Source organism: Nonomuraea sp. NPDC003201 (assembly GCF_053590415.1).
In genome coordinates, this window is record NZ_JBSFTC010000030.1 from 50,036 (window position 1) to 70,274 (window position 20,239).

A 20,239-nucleotide genomic window follows, 5' to 3' on the forward strand; every position below is an offset into this window, starting at 1 on the left:
CCAGAGCGAGGACCGCCGCGGTACGGCGGCGCGCCCTACCCGGATGCCTACTCGTGGCGGGCCGTGCTGTCTCGGACGATGAGTTCTGTTGCCAGCTCGACCCGCTTGGTCTCCGGGACCTCGCCGCGGCCCATGGCCAGGACCGTGCGGGTGGCGAGGGCGGCCATCTCCTGCAGCGGCTGGCGTACCGTGGTCAGGGGTGGCCAGGCCGACTTGGACAGGGGCAGGTCGTCGAAGCCCACCACGCTCAGGTCCTCGGGGACGCGAAGGCCGCGCTGGCGGGCCGCCTCGAACACGCCGAAGGCCATCAGGTCGCTCCCGGCGAAGATCGCCGTCGGGGGCGCGTCCAGGGAGAGCAGCGCGTGGCCCTCGTCGTGGCCCGACTCCACCAGGAACGTGCCGCGGCGGATCAGCTCGGGCTCGATCGGCACCCCGGCCGTCTCCAGGGCCGCGCGGTAGCCGTCCACGCGGGCCTGGCTGCACAGCATGTCCGTGGGGCCGCTGATCATGCCGATGCGCCGGTGGCCGAGTTCGAGCAGGTGGCGGGTGGCGGCCAGGCCCCCGTTCCAGTTGGTGGCCCCGACCGAGACGACGCCGGGGGCGGGCTCGCCCTCCGGGTCGACCACCGCGAACGGGAGCGAGCGCGCGCTGAGCTGGGCCTGGATGCCGGTGGACAGGCGTGAGGCGACGATGACCACGCCGTCGGTACGGCGGGCGGCCAGGCGGTCGAGCCAGTCGCGGCCCGGTCCGGCATGGGTGTGCAGGACGGAGATGACCACGCTGGCCCCGGCCTCGTGGGCCGCCCCCTCCGCTCCGCGCACGATCTCCATGGCCCACGGCGACTCGATCTCGGCGAAGACCAGGTCGACCAGGCCGGCCGGGGTGTCGTCCTGGCTGATGCGCCGCTGGTAGCCGTGTTCCTGCAGGAGTCGTTCGACTCGATGGCGGGTCGCCGGAGCGACCTCTGGACGTCCGTTGATGACCTTGGACACCGTCGGAATGGAGACCCCGGCCTCTTCCGCGATCAGTGCGATCGTCACCCGCCGCTTCGCTGACACGTTCGGGAGTGTATCCGAAAGTTTCGGTTTGGGATCGCTCCCACCCGAGGTGTTGACGCTTTACGCAGCGTTTACCTACGATCCAGGCAGCGAAATTATCGGGGAGGTAACGAAATTTTCGCCCGGTGCGTCGCGCTGTGCCCCATGAGTCACGCTGAGTCCCGCGAATCACGTGCAGGGGTCCGTACGGCAGGCCGAGCCAGTCTGAGGGAAGGACCCCTGATGAAACGCAGTCTGGTGTTGATCGCGACCGCAGTGCTCATGACGGGCTGCGGCGGTGGGGGCGGTGGGGGCAGCAGCACGGCCCCTCAGCAGAGCGGCCCGGCCGCCAAGGTCACTCTTGAATGGTGGCACCTGTCGACCACGGAGCCGCTCAAGTCCCTCTGGGCGCAGCGGGCCAAGGACTTCGAGGCCAAGCATCCCAACGTCACCATCAAGGCGACCGTCCTGGAGAACGACGCGTACAAGGCCAAGCTGACCACGATCACGCAGTCGGGCAAGGCTCCCGACCTGTTCGCCACGTGGGGCGGCGGCGTGCTCAAGCAGCAGATCGACGCCGGGCTGGTCAAGGACATCTCCTCCGACGTCGCCGACGTCCTGCCCAGCTTCACGCCGGCCGCGCTGAGCGCGTACCAGATCGACGGCAAGACGTACGGGCTCCCGACCGACATCGGCCTGGTCGGCTTCTGGTACAACAAGAAACTCTTCGCCAAGGCCGGCATCACGCAGCCGCCCGCCACGTGGTCGGCGTTCCTCGAGGACGTCAAGAAGCTCAAGGCGGCGGGCGTCACCCCGATCGCCCTGGCCGGCAAGGAGAAGTGGCCGGGTCACTACTACTGGGCCTACCTCGCCATGCGCATCGCCGGCCTCGACGCGCTCAAGCAGGCGGCCGTCGACCACGACTTCACCAAGCCCGACTTCGTGGCCGCCGGACAGCAGGTCAAAGCGCTGGCGGACCTGCAGCCGTTCCAGAAGGGCTTCCTCGGCGCGGGGTACGGCACCCCGGACGGCCAGGCGGCCACCGTGGCGAACGGTAAGGCCGCCATGGAGCTGATGGGCCAGTGGGCCCCCGCCGTGCAGAAGGACGCCGGCAAGGGCCTCGGCGACGACCTGGGCTTCTTCCCCTTCCCCGCGGTCGAGGGCGGCAAGGGCTCGATCTCCGACGCGTTCGGCGGTGGCGGCGGCCTGGCCGTGGGCGCGGACGCCCCCGCGGAGGCCGTGCAGTTCGTGAAGTTCATGACCGAGATGGACAACCACTCCAAGGCCGTGGCGGCCGGCGGCGTGCTGCCGGTGCTCAAGGGCGAGGAGAGCGCGGTCACGGACCCCAACCTCAAGCAGGTGGCGACCCAGCTGGCCGCGGCCGGCGGCTACCAGCTCTACCTCGACCAGGCCTACCCGCCCGCCGTCGGCCAGCAGGTCAACGACAGCGTCGCCGAGCTCATCGCCGGTACGAAGACGCCGGAGGAAGTCGGCAAGGCCATCACCGAAGTGGCCAAGAGCGAAGGATGACGACCCTCGTCAAGGGGCCGGAGGCGGTCACGCGTCCGGCCCCCTCCCCTGCCGCCAGGCGGCGCGGCCGCTGGGTGACCATCGCCCTGTTCCTGCTCCCCGCCCTGGTCCTCTTCCTGCTGCTGGTCGTCGCACCCATCCTCGTGGCGTTCTACGCCAGCGTGTTCAGGTGGAACGGCTTCGGCGGCCTGCCGACCAACTTCATCGGGCTCGACAACTTCACCCGGCTCTTCGGCACCGAAATTTTCGGCCAGGACCTGTGGCACCTGCTGGTCCTCGTGCTGCTGTCGGTCTGCGTCCAGCTCCCGTTCTCGCTGGCCATCGCGATGCTGCTGAACCAGCGCATCCGCGGGCGGGCGCTGTACCGGGTGGTGTTCTTCGCGCCGTACGTGCTCTCCGAGGTCATCACCGGCGTGCTGTTCTCGCTGATCCTCTCGCCCGAGTCCGGCATGGCGAACCAGGTCCTGTCGGTGTTCGGGCTCGACTCGGAGTGGCTCGCCGACCCCGGCACCGTGATGCCGTCGCTCTTCCTGGTGATGATGTGGAAATATTTCGGCTTCCACATGATGATCTATCTCGCGGGGCGGCAGAGCATCCCGAACGAGCTCATCGAGGCCGCCCAGATCGACGGGGCCACGAGCTGGAAGACGTTCCGGCACATCACGCTGCCGCTGCTCGGGCCGACGATCCGGATCAGCGTCTTCCTGTCCGTCATCTACACGATCCAGCTCTTCGACCTGGTGTGGATCCTCACCCAGGGTGGGCCGTCGCACTCGTCCGAGACGATGGCCGTCACGATGATGGACTGGGGCTTCAAGCGCTCCCAGGTCGGCTACGCCAGCGCGATCAGCGTCGTGATGTTCGCGCTCAGCCTCGTCTTCGCCCTCGTCTACCAGCGGTTCGTGATGCGCCGCGACCTGGAGGGCGCGACCACCTCGATGGGAGAGCGCCGATGATCCATCGCAAGAAGTCCTCGCCGCGGCGCAACACCCTGCCGCTGCATCTGATCGCGTGGGTCGTCGGCCTGTTCATCATCATCCCGGTGGTGTACGCGCTGATCGGCGGCTTCAAGTCCACCAGCGAGCTGTCCACCAACCCGCTCGGGCTGCCCAACACCTGGGCCACGGAGAACTACACCGACGTGATCGGCTCCGGCTCGTTCTGGCTGCAGCTGTGGAACAGCACGTTCATCGCGGTCGTGACGACCGTGCTGACCGTCGGGGTGTCGGCGCTGGCGGGGTTCGTCTTCGCCAGGTTCGCCTTCCGCGGCAGGGAGCTGTACTTCACGCTGTTCACGGCCGGGCTGATGTTCCCGTTCGCGGTGGCCATCCTGCCGATCTTCGTGCTGCTGCGCACGTTCGGGCTGCTGGGCAACCCGCTCGGCGTGATCCTGACGCAGGCGGCCTTCGGCCTGCCGCTGACGATCATCATTCTGCGCGGCTTCTTCCGCGGCATCCCGGGCGAGATCGAGGAGGCGGCCATCATCGACGGCTGCAGCCCGTTCGGCTTCTTCTGGCGGATCCTGCTGCCGATGGCCAGGCCCGCCATCGCCACCGTCTCGGTGCTGGCCATCGTGGGGAGCTGGAACAACTTCATGCTGCCGCTCGTGGTCTTCAACGAGGAGTCGAGCTGGACGCTGCCGCTGGGCATCCAGCAGTTCCAGGGCCAGTACGCCTCCGACACCGCCCGCATCCTGGCCTATCTCGTCCTGGCCATGGTGCCCGCGCTCGGGTTCTACGCCGTCGCGGAACGTCACCTGGTCGGCGGTCTCACCGCGGGCGCGACGAAGGGATGATCACCTTCCACCTGCGAACGTGACTCGCCGCACACTGTCGCTTCCAGCTCTTGCGCCAGGTATGCTTCGCCTGCCCTAATTTAGGTAAGCCTTTCCTCAGGGAATGCCAAGCAAAACCTCAGCAATCGGGAGTGACGGTGCTCGCCAGTTACCTCATCGGACTGCGCGAAGGTCTCGAGGCGGCACTCGTCGTCTCAGTCCTGGTCGCCTTCCTGGTCAAAAGTGACCGCAAGGACAAGCTCCCGCAAGTGTGGACGGGAGTCGGCGCGGCCGTCGCGCTGTCCGTGGGGTTCGGGGCGCTGCTGACGTTCACCGCCGCCAATCTGGGACACACCGGGCAGGAGCTGTTCGACGCGATCACCTCGCTGCTCGCCGTCGTGTTCGTCACCTGGATGATCTTCTGGATGCGGCGGGCGGCCCGCGCGCTCTCCGGCGAGCTGCGGGGCAAGCTCTCCGACGCGCTGGAGCTCGGCTCGATCGCGGTGGTCGTGATGGCGTTCCTCGCCGTCGCCCGCGAGGGGCTGGAGACGGCGATCCTGTTCTTCGCCTCCGTGCAGGGAGCCGTCACCACGCCGGAGCCGCTCATCGGCATCAGCCTGGGGCTGCTCACCTCCGTACTCATCGGCTGGGCCCTCTACCGCAGCGCCGTGAAGATCAACCTCACCAAGTTCTTCACCTGGACGGGGCTGCTGCTGATCCTCGTGGCCGCGGGCATCTTCAAGTACGGCGTGCACGACCTGCAGGAGGCCAACATCCTGCCCGGCCTGAGCACGTACGCCTTCGACATCAGCGGCGTCATCCCCGCCGACTCCTGGTACGGCACCCTGCTGTCGGGCATGTTGAACATCACGCCCCAGCCCAGCGTCGCCGAGGTCATCGCCTGGGCCTGCTACCTCGTCCCCACCCTTTTCTTCTTCCTGCGCAACACGCGGGTGAAGTCCACGCCGTCGCCCGCTTCCTCCGCGGCCTGAACAGGAGCATCATGCGCACCCCCATCCGCCTGTCCTTCGGGGCGCTCGCCCTGGCGACGCTGGCCGCCTGCGGCTCGGGCAACACCCCCGGCGCCTCCCCCGCCTCCGGCTCCGCCCCCGCCAAGCCGGGCAAGATCACCGTGGCGGCGTCCGACACGGAGTGCAAGGTCGGCGCGTCCGAGGTCGCGGCGGGCACCACGACGTTCACGATCACGAACGGCGGCACCAAGGTGACCGAGTTCTACGTGTTCGCCCCCGGTGACCGGGTCATGGCCGAGGTCGAGAACATCGTTCCCGGGCTGACCAGAGAGCTCATCGCCGAGCTGCCGGCGGGCGCGTACGAGACCGCGTGCAAGCCCGGCATTGTCGGCAAGGGCATCCGCAACGCGTTCAAGGTGACCGGCGAGCACAAGGCGCTCACCGAGGACGCCAAGCTCGCCGACGCGGTCGCCAGCTACAAGCGCTACATCAAGTCGCAGAGCGACACGCTGCTGGTCAAGACGCAGGAGTTCGTGGACGCGGTCAAGGGCGGGAAGATCGACCAGGCCAAGGAGCTGTTCCCGGTCGCCCGTACGTACTGGGAGCGCATCGAGCCGGTGGCCGAGATCTTCGGCGACCTCGACCCGGCCATCGACGCCCGTGAGGCGGACCTGGCCGACGGCGAGGAGTGGACCGGCTTCCACAGGATCGAGAAGGACCTGTGGATCAAGAAGGACATCAGCAAGGACGGCGCCATCGCGGACAAGCTGATCGCCGACGTCAAGACGATCGTGGACAAGTCGAACGCCGCCGAGCTGACCCCCCTGAACCTGGCCAACGGCGCCAAGGAACTGCTCGACGAGGTCGCCACCGGCAAGATCACCGGCGAGGAGGACATCTGGTCGCACACCGACCTGTGGGACTTCGACGCCAACCTCGAAGGCTCCAAGGCGGCCGTGCAGTCGCTCAGGCCGGTGCTGGAGGATCGGGCTCCCGACCTGGTCAAGACGCTGGACGAGAAGTTCACCGCGGCCGAGGCGGCGCTGAACGCGCACCAGAAGGGCGACGGCTGGCAGCTGCACGACGAGCTGTCCAAGGCCGAGCTGAAGACCTTGTCGGACGCGATCAACGCGCTGGCCGAGCCGATCAGCAAGATCGCGCCGGTCATCACCAAGTAGCGGGAGGTGCCGGCAATGAGCCAGCGGGTGAGCCGCAGGGGGCTGTTCGGGCTGGGAGCCGCGGGCGCCGCCGTGGTCGGGGCCGGGGTCGTGGCCGCGAACACACTCTTCGAGGAGCCGCCGGTCGCGCACGCCTCCTCCACCTCCGACCCGTTCCCCTTCTATGGCGAGCACCAGTCGGGCATCGTCACTCCGGCGCAGGACCGGCTGCACTTCGTGGCGTTCGACGTCACCACGGACAAGCGCGCCGAGCTGGTCGAGCTGCTGCAGGAGTGGACGGCGGCGGCCGCGCGGCTCACGCAGGGCAAGGAGGCGGGGTCGTACGGTGCGGTGGGCGGCGCGCCGGAGGCCGCGCCCGACGACACGGGCGAGGCGCTGGGGCTGCCCGCGTCGGGGCTGACGCTGACGATCGGGTTCGGGGCGTCGCTGTTCGACGAGCGCTTCGGGCTGAAGGACAAGCGGCCGGCCGCTCTCGCCGACTTGCCGAAATTTCCGGGAGAGCAGCTCATTCCGGAAATTTCCGGTGGGGACATCTGTGTGCAGGCGTGCGCCCACGACCCCCAGGTCGCCGTGCACGCCATCCGCAACCTGGCCAGAATCGGCTTCGGCAAGGTCTCCGTACGCTGGTCGCAGCTCGGCTTCGGCCGTACGTCGTCCACGTCCCGCTCCCAGACGACCCCGCGCAACCTGATGGGCTTCAAGGACGGCACCAACAACCTCAAGCTGGAGGACGCCGCCCTGCTCCGCGACCAGCTGTGGGCCGCCGCGCAGGACGGCAGCGACTGGATGGCGGGCGGCTCGTACATGGTGACCAGGAAGATCCGGATGGCGATCGAGACCTGGGACCGCACGTCGCTCGTGGAGCAGGAGCAGATCTTCGGCCGGGACAAGGGCGAGGGGGCTCCGCTGGGCAAGAAGGCCGAGTTCGACCTGGTGGACTTCGCGTCCAAGGGGGCCGACGGGCAGCCGCACATCAAGGACGACGCCCACGTACGGCTCGCCCACCCGACCTCCAACGGCAACGCGCACCTGCTGCGCCGCGGCTACAACTTCGTGGACGGCTCCGACGGCCTCGGCCGCCTGGACGCGGGCCTGTTCTTCATCGCCTACCAGCGCGACCCGCGCAAGCAGTTCGTACCGGTACAGATGAACCTGGCCAAGCACGACGCCCTCAACGAGTACATCAAACACGTCTCCAGCGGCCTGTTCGCCTGCCCACCCGGGGTCCGCGACGCCGGCGACTACTGGGGCCGCACCCTCTTCGGATAGCCAGCAGTAGGTTGCGCGGCGCCACCCACCCGTTGCCCGGTCACCGGGTGGGCCTGCTGGAGCCCACCCTGAGCGGTCCTCGCTGCCGCTCGGGCGCCTTCCTGGGGCGCGCCTGGCGGCGCGTGGTCTTCAACAAGGGGGCGCTTCGCGCACGGGGCTCAGGCGATGCTTCCAGTCGGGCCAAGCCCCGCCCCCTGTAGGGCTTCGCTCCGCTCAGACGCCCTCGTCAAAGCGCAGGCTTCGCCTGCGTGTTCCGGTCGTCGAAGAGTGGCAGCGTCGGCCAATGCGGGCGTGAATAGCACGTCTGGCTCCTGAACTCCTGGACCTGCACACGGTGGACCCTCCCTGGAGTCTCGGAGGGCCTCCAAGGGCGGGTCCACATATGCGTGTGGCGCGGGATCCAGCGCAGGTACAGTTCGGAATGCCCTGCTCGCGTCCACGAGAGGCGCGCCTCCTGGACTGATCCGAAACCGACAACAGCGCCCCGACCCCGCTTTTTGAGGGCCGCAGTGGGCGGATGACCTGAATACTTCGCCGGGACACTCTTCGGCAAAGTGCCCACACATGCATCGGCAGAACGCCCACACATAGTGCGGCAGAACGTCCACGTACTGTCCGGCAGAACGCCCACATAACTAGCGGCAAACTGCCCACACAACCGGTTGACCTCCGGCAATCTCCGTCAGTGTGACACAGCCAGCTCTGTTCTCTCGCCGCGCCCAAGCCATGACCCTGGAAGCACTGGCGGACACGCGGGTGGTCGTCGTCAACGGCGCTCGGCAAGTTGGAAAGAGCACGCTGGCGAGCTTGATCGCCGGCCAGGTGGACAACGCCCGCCAGCTCTACCTGGATGACCCTGCGATCCTGGCCGCAGCCGAAGAGGATCCCGTCGACTTCGTCCGGCACGACGCACTTCTGCTGATCGATGAGATCCAACGTGCCCCGCAACTACTCCTGCCGATCAAGCACGAGGTTGATCGGGATCCGCGAGCAGGCCGTCATCTCCTCACCGGTTCCGCACGCCTACTGGACCTACGCGATCTGCCAGACGCCCTGCCGGGCAGGACGGAGACCATCGAGTTGTGGCCACTGTCCCAGGGGGAGATCGACAGCGCTCCGGACGGCTTCGTGGATTACGTCTACACACATGGCGCCGACGTTTCCATGCATCCCTGCTCGCTCCGTAAGCCTGACTACGTGGACAGGGCGCTGCGCGGCGGCTACCCGGAGGCGGTCCGGCGGGCCCCGGGACGCAGGCGCAACAGGTTCTTCGACTTCTACATAACTGATCTGATCACCAGAGACGTCCGCCAGATCTCCGACATCGAGCGTCCAGCAGAGATGTGCAGGCTTCTCAGCGTCATAGCGGCCCGGATGGGAGGACTGGCGGTGGTCCAGTCGATCGCCGGCGACGTGGGTCTCCCTCGGGTGACGCTCTCCCGCTATTTGGACCTCCTGGAACTGGTCTTCGTGATCAAACGCATACCGGCCTGGTCGTCGAATCTCACTCGCCGCGCCATCTCCACGCCCAAGCTGCTCGTCACAGACAGCGGGCTGGGCGGCCGGCTCATCGGCATGTCACCCGAACGCGCCAGAGAGGTCACCGCCCCCGTTGGCCCACTGCTCGAGAATTTCGCGATCGGTGAGGTGGCACGTCAGCTCACCTGGGCCAACGAACCCGTCCAGCTGTTCCACTACCGAGACCGCGACAAAGTGGAGGTGGATGTCGTCCTGGAGCACGCATCCGGCGAAGTGATCGGCATTGAGATCAAAGCCGCCGAAACCGTCCGAGGCGACGACTTCCGTGGACTGCGCCACCTGGCCGACCGGCTCGGAGCAAGATTTCGCGCTGGGTTCGTCCTCTATACCGGCGAACAGGTCCTGCCTTTCGGCGAGAGGCTGCGCGCACTCCCCATGGCATCCTTGTGGACGCTCGGCAACACGACCGAGAAGGAATAGCCGGGTCAGCGCGCCAAAGCACGTATTTCCCTGTACGGGGCGGGCGGATCTGGGGCCGAACCGGTGGCCCCAGATCTGTTGAGCACACCAGGGGCGCGCCTGACGCGCACCACGATCTGCCTGAGCCGCTGGCGTGCGATCACCGCCCCTACCTCGTCGAACGGCCCGACACCACCGCTCCGTTAATGGTTGTACGTCCTGGGAACCAGCCTGGAACCATGACGGCCATGAAACGCGTCGTGATCCTGGGGCGTGGCGGTTCAGGGAAGTCGACCCTCGCAGCCCGTCTGGGCACAACCACCGGACTCCACGTCATCGAGCTGGACAAGCACTTCTGGCGGCCAGATCTTGAAGCGACCCCTCCCGATCAGTGGGCTGCCATCCAAGGTGAACTCGTCCGGGCCGAGACTTGGATCATGGACGGCGACCTCGGTCCCTACGACGTCTTGGACGTCCGGCTCCAAGCGGCGGACACCGTCCTCCTGCTGGACTTCTCGTTCTGGCGCTGCGCCTGGCGAGCGATCCGGCGCTCTCGAGAGCGCGCCGACTTCTGGTTGTGGGTATGGGCCTACCGACGCCGAAGCCGACCGCTTCTTCTCACGGCGATCGCGACTCACGCCGGTGATGCGAAACTGCACGTAATCCGGAATCCGCATGCGCTGAGACGCTTCATAGCCCAGGTCACGGCCGATCAGGTCTCGGGCCGACCGTGAATACATCCATGGCAGCCGAGCACCAACGCCACACCCACTTGCCCGCTGCGCCGGGGCGTGTGGTCAAAGCATTTCTGCCAGAAGCGTGAGAACCTTGGATGCGGATTTCGAGACTGACGTCGCGGTAGCCCACGAGGGATCAATGACGAAGACGGTTCCCTAAGCGTCCCCAAATAAGAATTTGGCCAACTGGGATCGCTCAGATCGCCGTAGAAGACGCGGACCCGAGTCCGGAGGCGTGGTCAACGTCTTTGGTCCGTCTGCTTTGGGTGTCCTGTCCCAGCTCGCGTGATCCACAGGGTGCGTTCCTCGTCGTTGATCGCGTACCACAGCCGACCGCCGGACGTGGCTTCGTACTGCCACTGTTCGAGTGCTGCACCGGCCACTTTCACGATGCCGAGCGCACCTTTGAGCGGGTGTTGGCGGCAGTCCACACGTCGAGGATCGCTGGTGACGGCCACCCATGCCCGGTCCAGGTTTTCCGGAGCCTGGGCGAGCAGATGTGTCCACCCCTCGGCGGCGCGCCGATCGGCGAATCGAACGCGCCATGGGTTGGGACGCGGAACGTCGTCTCCCCGGCCTCCCATCAGGAATCGTCTTTCGGGCGCGCGACCTCAGGCCCGTCGCCGGGGAAGGGTCCCTGCAACTCGCCGGCAAGGCGCGGATCGCTCCAGATCACCGCGGTGGAGCGCCACGAGGTCAACGACCTCCCGAACGGCAACAACTCCCCCGTGTCCGCGCCCGCCATCAAGTGGCTGAGCAGCTCACGTACACACTCCTGACGTTCCGTTTCGGGCAGCCAGGTGAGCCAGGGAAGCTCCTCCGCGAGGACTTCCTCCGCGAGTGCGCTGTTGCGGCGAGCCACGATGGCCAGCGCGCGAGCGGCGATACGCAGGCTGGTCATCCCCGCCTGGAATCGCTCGGCGCGCATCAGGATGAGGTTCTCGTCATCGCGTCGTTCGAGGATGACATCGGCGTTGTCCAGTGTGGGAAGCACCTCTGAGGGGCCTCTGAGGAACGCGCTGTACGGAAAGCTCTTGGTCGTCACCTCAGCAGGGTATCTGAAGTAGTTCAGATGTCGATCCCATTTGCTCTGGCGGTCGCCGCGGCGGTCAGGATGGTGATACGGCGGGTGAGGAGCGGCAGGTCCCGCCGGTCCCCAGCGATGAGCAGGCCGCCCTTCCGGAAGTGATTGTGGAAGGCGAAAGCGCCGTTGGCCCGCAGGTACCACCGCCGGCTGCCTCTGAGGACCTTTCACCGGGTAGAGGGCCAGTGCACTCGCCTGGGTGTTTTCGCCGCAGCCATTCCGGACGCGCTCGCCTCCGCCGTGGGAGTCGTTAGGGCCAGTGAACCGGCGAAGGCAAACGCGGCCGCGACCGCGCCCAGAGGCCGTACTGGCTTTCCATACCGGCCTGGGGTGCTGCGCGCACGCGCACATCGCGCCGAACCCGGGTTTCCGCACTGCTCCTGTCCCGCCAGAGTCATTCCGTCACATAGCCGGACGTCCAGGCGTCTTCGTCGACTTCGACCTCGGCAGACCAGAAACAGTCAGGCTCGTCCCGAAACCCGGGGAGATTTCGAGCCACCCTGATGCGCTGCTCGGCCCGGCCCGGCGTCGAATAGACGCCCAGCAGTTTGACGTCGTCCCCTAAATCCTCACGAGCCGAGAATTCGCCGTTCTCGAAGTGCCGAACGTTTCCGGCTTCGTCTACCGCGACGTGGTGGACATGCCACAGGATGTAGACCTTCACGCTACTCATCCCCGTTGAGGTCGAAGGCGACGTCGGCGAGCCGGACCGTTCGCACCTCCGAGTCGTCCAGGAGCTTGCGCACGGCGGCGAGTTCCCAGCTGTCTACGACAAGCCCGTACACGAAGCCTTCCAGGGCCGCCGTGTCGAGCCACCCATAGTCCAGCATGAACGCGCTGAGGTCGTACCCCTCGTCGAGCTGCCCGACCCACCTGCGGAACTCCGCCAGCGCCGGCTCGGGCTCGGTCTCGCACTGATAGGTGAGTTCGCCCTGGAGGAGGTCCTCGGTCATGTCGCGGTTCCAGACGACCTCGTTCAACGGGGGATCGTTGCTGGAGTCGTCGTAGTCGGACCAGGACGGGGCGTAGACGTAGGAGACGTCCTGTCCTCCACAGATCTTGTGCCTGCGGTTGAAGGCGATGAGCCGCTCGCTGGTCATCGGCTCCGCGAACTGCACGACCGCGACCGCGTCGAGCGTCTGGGGAAGCGCGTCGATGGTCTTCCGAACGTCTGCCGGGACGATTTCGGGGTCCGCCTCCAGGACGGAGATCGCGTAGGAGAGGCTGCCGACGGCCCGTCGAGGGAGGGGGCCCGGACGGTGCCGAACCAGTTCGGCACGATCTCGTACTCCTTCCAGCCCTTGCTGGGACCGGCCAGGCGTGGCTCGCCTTGCAGGGTGTAGGTGGTGTGCAGCAGCCATCCGGCGTCGCCGTGACCGTCCGACAGGCGTTTGTCCGGGTTCGCGACGCGGGCGGCGGTGCCGTACACCAAGGCCGTCCGCTCGTCGTCGACGAACAACCACAGAAGCCGGTCGATCCCGCTCAAGGCCAGGTACAGCGCCGTGGTGACGGCCAGGACCTTGATGAGGACCGGGCCACGGACGCCCAGTCGGGCTCCCTCACGTTCATCGGCGCACGCTCCTAGATCAAATCGGGTACGGCGCACCATAACTGGTGGGACGGAAGTGTCGGCAGGTTCTGGTAGGACAGGACGCGTCAGGCCCCCCGACCCGAGGATCATCCGTGACCGACGACGACAACCCGAGCCACTGGGACCGCTACACCGGGACCTACGCCGGCCTGCCCGTGGCCGACGCCCCCATGGACGAGGACGGGCCGCGGCTCGACGCCGGTTCCGTGGCGTGGCGGCTCAGCGCCGGCTGGGACGGCGGCCGCATCGCCGAGTGCCTCGACCGGTTCTTCGAGCACGTCGACACCGCGAAGGTCACGGCCGTCGTGATCGGCGCGTGGGAAGACTGCTACAGCGACAGCAGCGCGCCCATCGTCCGCCGCCTGGCCGACGAGGCCGGCCGGCTGCCCGAGCTGCGCTCGCTCTTCCTCGGCGCGATCTCGTCGGAGGAGTCCGAGATCTCCTGGATCCAGCAGTCCGACATCACGCCGCTGCTGGAGGCGTACCCGAAGCTTGAACGGCTGGAGGTGCGCGGCGGCGCCGGTCTCCGGATGCGGCCGGTGCGGCACGAGGCGCTGAAGAAGCTGCGGTTCGAGTCGGGCGGCCTGGACGGCTCGCTGGTCCGCGCCGTGGCCGCCAGCGACCTGCCCGCGCTGGAGCACCTGGAGCTCTGGCTGGGCGTCCCCGAGTACGGCGGCGACGGCAACGTCACCGACGTCGACCCCATCCTCAGGGGCGAGCGGCTGCCCGCGCTGCGTCATCTGGGGCTGCAGGACAGCGAGATCCAGGACGAGCTCGCCGCCGCCGTGGCCACCGCGCCGATCGTGGCCAGGCTCGAGACGCTGAGCCTGTCGATGGGCGTGCTCACCGACGCTGGGGCGGAGGCGCTGCTCAGCGGCCAGCCGCTCACCCACCTGCGCGTGCTCGACCTGCACCACCACTACATGTCCGACGAGATGATGCGGCGGGTGACCGAGGCCCTGCCCGGGGTGGAGGTCGACGTGTCCGAGAACGAGGAGCCGGACGTGGACGAAGAGGACGGCGAGACGTGGCGTTACGTGGCGGTGGACGAGTGATGCGGGAGTTCGACGAGCAGCCCAGCCACTACAACCGCTACGACCAGAGCTACGTCGATCTGACGGTGGCCGAGGTGCCGTGGCAGGGCGCGGAGGAAGAGGAGAAGCCGCCCGAGGCCGGGTCCGCGGCCTGGCGGCTCAGCGCCGACACCTACGACGATGGCCTCCCCGACCACATCGCCGAGTGCTTCGACTGGTTCTTCGAGCACGTCGACAGCCCGCAGGTCACCGCCCTCGTGATCGGCGGGTGGGAGGAGCCCTACGACACCGACAGCGGTCACATCGTCCAGCGGCTGGTCGAGGAGGCCGGCAGGCTGCCCGCGCTGCGCTCGCTCTTCCTCGGCGCGATGTCGCCGGAGGACTGCGAGATCTCCTGGATCACGCAGTCGGACATCACGCCGCTGCTGGAGGCGTACCCGAAGCTGGAGCGGCTGGAGGTGCGCGGCGGCACCGGTCTGCGGTTCTCGCCGGTGCGGCACGGGTCGCTGAAGGTGCTGCGGTTCGAGACGGGAGGGCTGCAGGGAGAGGCGGTTCGCGGCGTCGGCGCGTGCGACCTGCCCGCGCTGGAGCACCTCGACATGTGGTTCGGGGTCAACGAGTACGGCGGTGACGCCACGGTCGGCGACGTCGCCGGGATCCTGGGCGGGGAGCGGTTGCCCCGGCTGCGCCACCTGGGGCTGCAGAACAGCGAGATCCAGGACGAGCTCGCCGCCGCCGTGGCGTCCGCGCCGATCGTGGCCGGGCTGGAGACGCTGAGCCTGGCGATGGGCGGGCTCAGCGACGCCGGCGCGGAGGCGCTGCTCAGCGGCCAGCCGCTCACCCACCTGCGCCGGCTGGACCTCTCTCATCACGACATCGGCCTCGAGATGAGGGCCCGCCTGACCGCGGCGCTGCCGGGCGTCGACGTCGACCTGTCCGGCCCGGGCACGGGCTACGTGGCCGTGACGGAGTGAGTGGCGTGCGGTTCGCCGTGGTCGGGACGCCCGGGGATCGGCGGGTGACGATGTTCCGGGACGCCGCGATGGCCGCCGGGCTGGCGGAGCCCCACGTGATCCCGTGGCGGGACGTGCTGGCCGGGCGGGAGATCGGCGCGCCCGAGGGGTCGTTGCTGCGCGTGGACTCGCCGGGCGAGGACGCCGGGGCCGACGAGCTGTTGCGCGGGCCCGGGGATCCCTCGCGGGTCGGCGGCGGGGCGGCCTGGTTCAAGGCGTTCACGGCGGGGCTGTCGCGGGTGGCCGCCATCCCGGGTGTGCGGCTGCTCGGCGACGTCGAGGAGATCGCGGTGATGTTCGACAAGCGGCGCTGCCACGCCGTGCTGGCCGGGGCGGGGGTGCCGGTGCCGCCCGCGTTCGAGGCCGGTTCGTACGACGGGCTGCGGGCGGAGATGGAGCGCCGCGGCTGGTCCCGGGTGTTCGTCAAGCCCGCGCACGGTTCGTCGGCGTCCGGGGTGATCGCGTTCCAGGCGCACGGCGACCGGGTGCGGGCCGTCACGTCGGCGGCCTGGGTCGAGGGGGTGCTGTGCAACTCGCTGCGGGTGCGCACGTACACCTCCGCCGGTGACGTGCGGCGGATCGTGGACTTCCTCGCCGGCGACGGGCTGCATGTCGAGCGGTGGTTCCCGAAGGCGTCCACCGGCGGGAGGGTGTTCGACCTGCGGGTGGTGACCGTGGCCGGGGTCCCGACGCACGCGGTGCTGCGGGCAGGCCGCAGCCCGATGACCAACCTGCACCTCGGCGGGTCGCGGGGCGATCTGGACGCCGTACGGTCGCGGCCGGACCTGTGGGAGCGGGTGCTGGAGGCGTGCTCGCGGGCGGCGGCCTGCTTTCCCCGGAGCCTCAGCACGGGGGTGGACGTCATGGTGGGGGCGGATTGGCGGTCGGTGGCGGTGGCCGAGGTGAACGCGTTCGGGGATCTGCTGCCGGGATTGGGGGATCTCGCGGGGAACGGGCGGGACACGTACGCCGAGCAGGTACGCGCGGTCCTGGCGGGGGCGCGGTGAGCACGGGCGACGTCGCGGGCGGCGAGTCGCCGTTCGACATGAACGGGATCGTGGGGAGCCACGACATCCTCCTCGTCACGCTCGACACGCTCCGCCACGACGTCGCGGTCGCGCTCGAGGCCGCCGGCCTGCTGCCGAACCTCCTGCCGCCCGGCGCTTCCTGGGAGCGGCGGCACAGCCCGGGCAGCTTCACGTACGCCGCCCACGCCGCCATGTTCGCCGGGTTCCTGCCCACTCCGGTGACCCCGGGGCCGCATCCCCGGCTGTTCGCGGCCACGTTCCCGGGCAGCGAGACCACCGGGGGCCGTACGTGGGTGTTCGACGCGCCCGACCTGCCCGCCGGCCTCGCGCGGGCCGGTTACCACACGGTGTGCGTCGGCGGTGTCGGCTTCTTCAACAAGCTGACCCCGCTCGGGTCCACGCTGCCGAGCCTGTTCGCCGAGAGCCACTGGGAGCCTGCCTTCGGCGTGACGAACCCGTCGTCGCTGGAGCGCCAGATCGACCGCGCCGAGGAGGTGCTGGCCGACCGGCGCGAACCGGTCTTCCTGTTCGTCAACGTGTCGGCCCTGCACCAGCCGAACCACTTCTACCTGCCGGGAGCCGCCGGCGACTCGCTGGAGAGCCACGCGGCGGCGCTGCGGTACGTCGACCGGCACATCGGACGCCTCTACGCGCTGATGCGCCGCCGCCGTCCGTGCCTGGTGATCGTCTGTTCCGACCACGGCACGGCGTACGGCGAGGACGGCCACGTCGGCCACCGGATCGGCCACGAGGTGGTCTGGACGGTCCCCTACACCGAGTTCGTTCTGGAGAGCAATGCGGCCTTATGAGGGTTACGTCTACGCCTATCCGCACAAGACCGCCTACCGGCCGCTCGATCCGCGACCACGGCTCAAGGAGGTGTGGTCCGGGGAACGGCCGGGCGCGTTGTACGTACACATCCCGTTCTGCGAGATGCGCTGCGGCTTCTGCAACCTCTTCACCCGCACCGGCGCCCCGGAGGAGCTGGTCGCGGCCTACCTCGACGCGCTGGAGCGCCAGGCCGTCCAGGTGCGGGACGCGCTGGAGGAGACCGCGTTCACCACGGCCGCGTTCGGCGGCGGGACGCCGACGTACCTCAGCGCCCGCGAGCTGACCCGGCTGTTCGACCTGACCGAGCGCACGATGGGGGTGGATCTCGCCCGGATCCCGCTTTCGGTGGAGACCTCCCCCGCCACCGCCACCCCCGACCGCCTGTCCGTCCTGGCCGAGCGCGGCACGTCCCGCGTCTCGATCGGCGTGCAGAGCTTCGTCGACGCCGAGGCCCGCTCCGCCGTGCGCCCGCAGAAACGGGCCGAGGTGGACGCGGCCCTCAACGCGATCAGGGCCTCGGGCGTGCCGGTGCTCAACATCGACCTGATCTACGGCATCGACGGGCAGACGCCGGAGTCGTGGCTGTACTCGCTGGACACCGCGCTCGGGTGGCGGCCCGAGGAGCTGTACCTGTACCCGCTCTACGTCCGGCCGCTGACGGGGCTCGGCAAGCAGGGCCGGGCCTGGGACGACCAGCGGCTCGAACTGTACTGGGCCGGGCGCGAGCACCTGCTGGCCGCCGGGTACGAGCAGGTTTCGATGCGGATGTTCCGGCTGCCCGGCACGGGTTCGACCACCGGATACTGCTGCCAGACCGACGGGATGGTGGGGCTGGGGTGCGGGGCGCGCTCGTACACGAGCGAGCTCCACTACTCGTTCGAGTACGCCGTGGGGGCACGGCACGTGCGCTCGATCATCGACGACTACGTGCGGCAGGACGAGTTCGACGTGGCCAACGTGGGCTTCTCCCTGTCGCTCGAAGAGCGCAAGCGGCGCCACCTCATCCAGTCGCTGCTGCAGGGCGACGGGCTCTCGCGGCGGCAGTACGCGGAGCGGTTCGGCGGCGACGTGCTGGCCGACTTCGCCCTGGACGAGTTCGGCGAGTGGCTGCTGGCGGACCCGGCGACGGTCCGGCTGACGCCGGAGGGGCTGGCGTACTCCGACGCGATCGGGCCCGCCCTCTTCTCGCCCGAGGTCAGGCGGCTCATGGAGGGGTACGCGGCGTGCTGACCATCCTCTACCGCGGGCCCCTCGCGAGCTGCGACTACGACTGCTCCTACTGCCCGTTCGCCAAGCGGCGCGACAGCCCCGAGCAGTTGCGGGTCGACCGGGAGGCGCTGGAGCGGTTCGCGGGCTGGGTGGGCGAGCAGCCGTTCGAGGTGTCGGTGCTGTTCACGCCGTGGGGTGAGGGCCTGGTCAGGTCGTGGTACCGCCGGGCCCTCGTGGAGCTCTCCTGGCTGCCCAACGTCGCCAAGGTCGCCATCCAGACGAACCTGAGCTGCCGTACCGACTGGCTCGCCGAGGCGTCCGATCGGGCCGCGCTGTGGGTGACGTACCACCCGACGCAGGTCGCGTACGACCGTTTCCTGGGCAAGCTCCGCTCGCTGCCGGTGCGCCACAGCGTCGGCATCGTCGGTGACCCCGCGCACCTGCCGGACGCGCGGCGACTGCGGTCGGACCTGCCCTCGGAGACGTACCTGTGGGTGAACGCCGAGGAGGGCCGCCTCTACACCGACGAGGAGGCGGCCGAATGGTCGGCGATCGACCCGCTCTTCCACGTCAGCCGCTTCCCGCACCGGAGCGCCGGGCTGCCGTGCCGGACGGGCGACAGCGTGATCTCGGTGAACGGCGACGGCACCGTGCGCCGCTGCCACTTCATCCCGGAGGTGCTCGGCAACCTGTACGACGGCTCCTACCGCGCGGCGCTGCGGCACCGGCCCTGCCCCGCCGCGGCCTGCGACTGCCACATCGGCTACGTGCATCTGGAGCCGCTCGGCCTCTACGACGTCTTCACCGGCGGCGTCCTCGAACGCATCCCGGCGGTCTGGCCCTGACCTCAGGTCTCGCGCTCGGGCCGGTAGTCCTCCTCAGTGACCCCGAACGTCCACGCGACGCCCTCCCGCGCCCGCTCCACCCACGGCGGCACCCTCAGGAAGTAGGTGCGGCTGGTGCCGTCGGGCTCGGGCGTGGAGTTGACGACCTCCACCATGGCCAGCGGTTCGTCGTCGGAGAGCTCCACCCGCCACAGGACGCCCGTCTCGTCGGAATGCACCGGCTTGGCCCCCGACTCGGCCAGGTAGCGGTCGAGGCCGAAGTGCTCCAGCATGGCCCGGCGCAGCTCGGCGTTCTCCTCTTCGCGGATCCGCTCGACGGTCAGCTCGCGCATCGCGGCGCCGAAGTCGGCGGGAACGGGCATGCCGTGCCAGGCGTGCAGCGCGAACCCGTCGGAGTAGGACAGGGCCGGGCCGACCGCCCGATGCAGCCGCCCCACCTCGTCGAGGTGCAGCTCGGCGGGGCGATCCGTCACGATCGCCAGCCGCTCGAACGGCCACCACCAGCCGGTGCGCTCGGCCGTCCGCTTGAGCCCGTCGAGCCCGTCGAACGCCGACAGCCAGGGGGCGTCGTGCTGCCCCAGCACCGCGTCGAGCGTCACCCGCCGCAACGCCACACCGACCTGACCGACCTCGCCACCCTCACCGCCCAGCTCGGCGATGCCCCGGCGGATGTCGTTGACCAGCCGGTTGACCTGCGGCCAGAGCCGTCCGCCGGTCTCGTCCCACAACGCCGCCCAGCCGACGGGGCCCAGCTCGGCGTAGGCGGCCGCCCTGGCCCGCTCCCACGGCACCGTACGGACCGCGTCCCGCACCGACCGGCCGGGATCCCCGTACGACTCCCACGACCTGAGTGCCTCACCCACCGCCCGACGCAGCTCTGGCACGCCCTGGTCACCGGGCTCCTGCTCGTCGGAACCGCTCTCGCCGCGCGGATCGCGCATCACGGCGCGGCCATCCCCCGACGGGCCGTCCCCACTCGGTGATCTGGTTGAAGAGCCGCTATCGCTCGGCGACCCGGTCGGTGAACCGCCGTCGCCCGGCGACCCGGTGGATGAGCCGTCCCCACTCGGCGAGCCGCCGTTGTTCGGTGAGCGGTGCGGCAGGGCCCCCAGCCCGGCCGCCTCCAGGGCGCGGCGCACCGCGTCGCCGCCCGTCAGCCAGGCCGCCGCG

At 69.1% G+C, this 20,239-nt stretch carries 20 protein-coding genes; 14 read left to right on the top strand and 6 right to left on the bottom strand.

Features of this window, described 5'->3' with window-relative positions; all coding sequences use genetic code 11:
* Nucleotides 1-47: 47 nt before the first annotated feature.
* Nucleotides 48-1,058, bottom strand: coding sequence for a LacI family DNA-binding transcriptional regulator (locus tag ACWDX9_RS14660; RefSeq protein ID WP_449953456.1), 1,011 nt, complete (start codon nucleotides 1,056-1,058; stop codon nucleotides 48-50).
* Between the two features lie 222 nt (nucleotides 1,059-1,280).
* Between ACWDX9_RS14660 and ACWDX9_RS14665 the strand changes: the two genes are divergently transcribed.
* The 8 genes from ACWDX9_RS14665 to ACWDX9_RS14700 all read left to right on the top strand — a co-directional run bounded on the left by ACWDX9_RS14665 (nucleotide 1,281) and on the right by ACWDX9_RS14700 (nucleotide 10,431).
* On the top strand, nucleotides 1,281-2,567 hold the full coding sequence (locus ACWDX9_RS14665) for an extracellular solute-binding protein (RefSeq protein WP_449953459.1): 1,287 nt from the start codon (nucleotides 1,281-1,283) through the stop codon (nucleotides 2,565-2,567).
* Entirely contained in the window at nucleotides 2,564-3,523 is a 960-nt protein-coding gene (locus ACWDX9_RS14670) for a carbohydrate ABC transporter permease (RefSeq protein WP_449953461.1), read from the top strand. The genes ACWDX9_RS14665 and ACWDX9_RS14670 overlap by 4 nt, the downstream gene beginning before the upstream one ends.
* Entirely contained in the window at nucleotides 3,520-4,362 is an 843-nt protein-coding gene (locus ACWDX9_RS14675) for a carbohydrate ABC transporter permease (protein WP_350728643.1), read from the top strand. The genes ACWDX9_RS14670 and ACWDX9_RS14675 overlap by 4 nt, the downstream gene beginning before the upstream one ends.
* A 137-nt stretch (nucleotides 4,363-4,499) precedes the next feature.
* A complete protein-coding gene (gene efeU, locus ACWDX9_RS14680) occupies nucleotides 4,500-5,333 on the top strand; it encodes an iron uptake transporter permease EfeU (protein WP_449953464.1) in 834 nt (277 codons plus the stop codon).
* 11 nt (nucleotides 5,334-5,344) lie between these two features.
* A complete protein-coding gene (efeO, locus tag ACWDX9_RS14685; protein ID WP_449953467.1) occupies nucleotides 5,345-6,490 on the top strand; it encodes an iron uptake system protein EfeO in 1,146 nt (381 codons plus the stop codon).
* Nucleotides 6,491-6,505: 15 nt separating this feature from the next.
* Nucleotides 6,506-7,759, top strand: a complete 1,254-nt coding sequence (efeB, locus tag ACWDX9_RS14690; protein ID WP_350728640.1) for an iron uptake transporter deferrochelatase/peroxidase subunit — start codon at nucleotides 6,506-6,508, stop codon at nucleotides 7,757-7,759.
* A gap of 726 nt (nucleotides 7,760-8,485) precedes the next feature.
* Entirely contained in the window at nucleotides 8,486-9,718 is a 1,233-nt protein-coding gene (locus ACWDX9_RS14695) for an ATP-binding protein (RefSeq protein WP_449953471.1), read from the top strand.
* 227 nt (nucleotides 9,719-9,945) lie between these two features.
* Nucleotides 9,946-10,431: a hypothetical protein gene (locus ACWDX9_RS14700; protein ID WP_449953474.1), complete on the top strand. Its 486-nt coding sequence runs from the start codon at nucleotides 9,946-9,948 to the stop codon at nucleotides 10,429-10,431.
* Between the two features lie 586 nt (nucleotides 10,432-11,017).
* Here ACWDX9_RS14700 and ACWDX9_RS14705 read toward each other — a convergent pair.
* The 4 genes from ACWDX9_RS14705 to ACWDX9_RS14720 form a co-directional block, all read right to left on the bottom strand.
* On the bottom strand, nucleotides 11,018-11,479 hold the full coding sequence (locus ACWDX9_RS14705; RefSeq protein ID WP_449953476.1) for a hypothetical protein: 462 nt from the start codon (nucleotides 11,477-11,479) through the stop codon (nucleotides 11,018-11,020).
* Nucleotides 11,480-11,912: 433 nt separating this feature from the next.
* On the bottom strand, nucleotides 11,913-12,182 hold the full coding sequence (locus ACWDX9_RS14710) for a DUF7336 domain-containing protein (RefSeq protein ID WP_449953479.1): 270 nt from the start codon (nucleotides 12,180-12,182) through the stop codon (nucleotides 11,913-11,915).
* Nucleotide 12,183: 1 nt separating this feature from the next.
* On the bottom strand, nucleotides 12,184-12,636 hold the full coding sequence (locus tag ACWDX9_RS14715) for a hypothetical protein (RefSeq protein ID WP_449953481.1): 453 nt from the start codon (nucleotides 12,634-12,636) through the stop codon (nucleotides 12,184-12,186).
* Nucleotides 12,615-13,127 carry a hypothetical protein gene (locus ACWDX9_RS14720; protein WP_449953484.1) on the bottom strand — a complete coding sequence of 171 codons (513 nt, stop codon included), beginning with the start codon at nucleotides 13,125-13,127 and terminating at the stop codon, nucleotides 12,615-12,617. Before ACWDX9_RS14720 ends, ACWDX9_RS14715 begins: the two co-directional genes overlap by 22 nt.
* Nucleotides 13,128-13,201: 74 nt before the next feature.
* On the opposite strand from ACWDX9_RS14720, the gene ACWDX9_RS14725 reads away from it, so the two are divergent.
* Genes ACWDX9_RS14725 through ACWDX9_RS14750 form a run of 6 tightly spaced genes read left to right on the top strand, consistent with a single transcriptional unit; the run spans nucleotide 13,202 to nucleotide 19,069 of the window.
* Entirely contained in the window at nucleotides 13,202-14,164 is a 963-nt protein-coding gene (locus ACWDX9_RS14725) for an STM4015 family protein (RefSeq protein WP_449953487.1), read from the top strand.
* Nucleotides 14,164-15,117: an STM4015 family protein gene (locus ACWDX9_RS14730; protein WP_449953490.1), complete on the top strand. Its 954-nt coding sequence runs from the start codon at nucleotides 14,164-14,166 to the stop codon at nucleotides 15,115-15,117. The genes ACWDX9_RS14725 and ACWDX9_RS14730 overlap by 1 nt, the downstream gene beginning before the upstream one ends.
* A gap of 5 nt (nucleotides 15,118-15,122) precedes the next feature.
* Nucleotides 15,123-16,163 carry an STM4014 family protein gene (locus tag ACWDX9_RS14735; RefSeq protein ID WP_449953492.1) on the top strand — a complete coding sequence of 347 codons (1,041 nt, stop codon included), beginning with the start codon at nucleotides 15,123-15,125 and terminating at the stop codon, nucleotides 16,161-16,163.
* 38 nt (nucleotides 16,164-16,201) lie between these two features.
* Entirely contained in the window at nucleotides 16,202-16,993 is a 792-nt protein-coding gene (locus tag ACWDX9_RS14740; protein WP_449953505.1) for an STM4013/SEN3800 family hydrolase, read from the top strand.
* On the top strand, nucleotides 16,980-18,245 hold the full coding sequence (locus tag ACWDX9_RS14745) for an STM4012 family radical SAM protein (protein ID WP_449953494.1): 1,266 nt from the start codon (nucleotides 16,980-16,982) through the stop codon (nucleotides 18,243-18,245). Before ACWDX9_RS14740 ends, ACWDX9_RS14745 begins: the two co-directional genes overlap by 14 nt.
* The gene (locus ACWDX9_RS14750) at nucleotides 18,239-19,069 is read left to right on the top strand and encodes an STM4011 family radical SAM protein (RefSeq protein ID WP_449953496.1); all 831 of its coding nucleotides are present in this window, start codon (nucleotides 18,239-18,241) and stop codon (nucleotides 19,067-19,069) included. Before ACWDX9_RS14745 ends, ACWDX9_RS14750 begins: the two co-directional genes overlap by 7 nt.
* A 2-nt stretch (nucleotides 19,070-19,071) precedes the next feature.
* Here the strand turns inward: ACWDX9_RS14750 and ACWDX9_RS14755 are convergent.
* A partial coding sequence (locus ACWDX9_RS14755) for a DUF6745 domain-containing protein (RefSeq protein WP_449953498.1) occupies nucleotides 19,072-20,239 on the bottom strand: 1,168 nt, incomplete at its 5' end.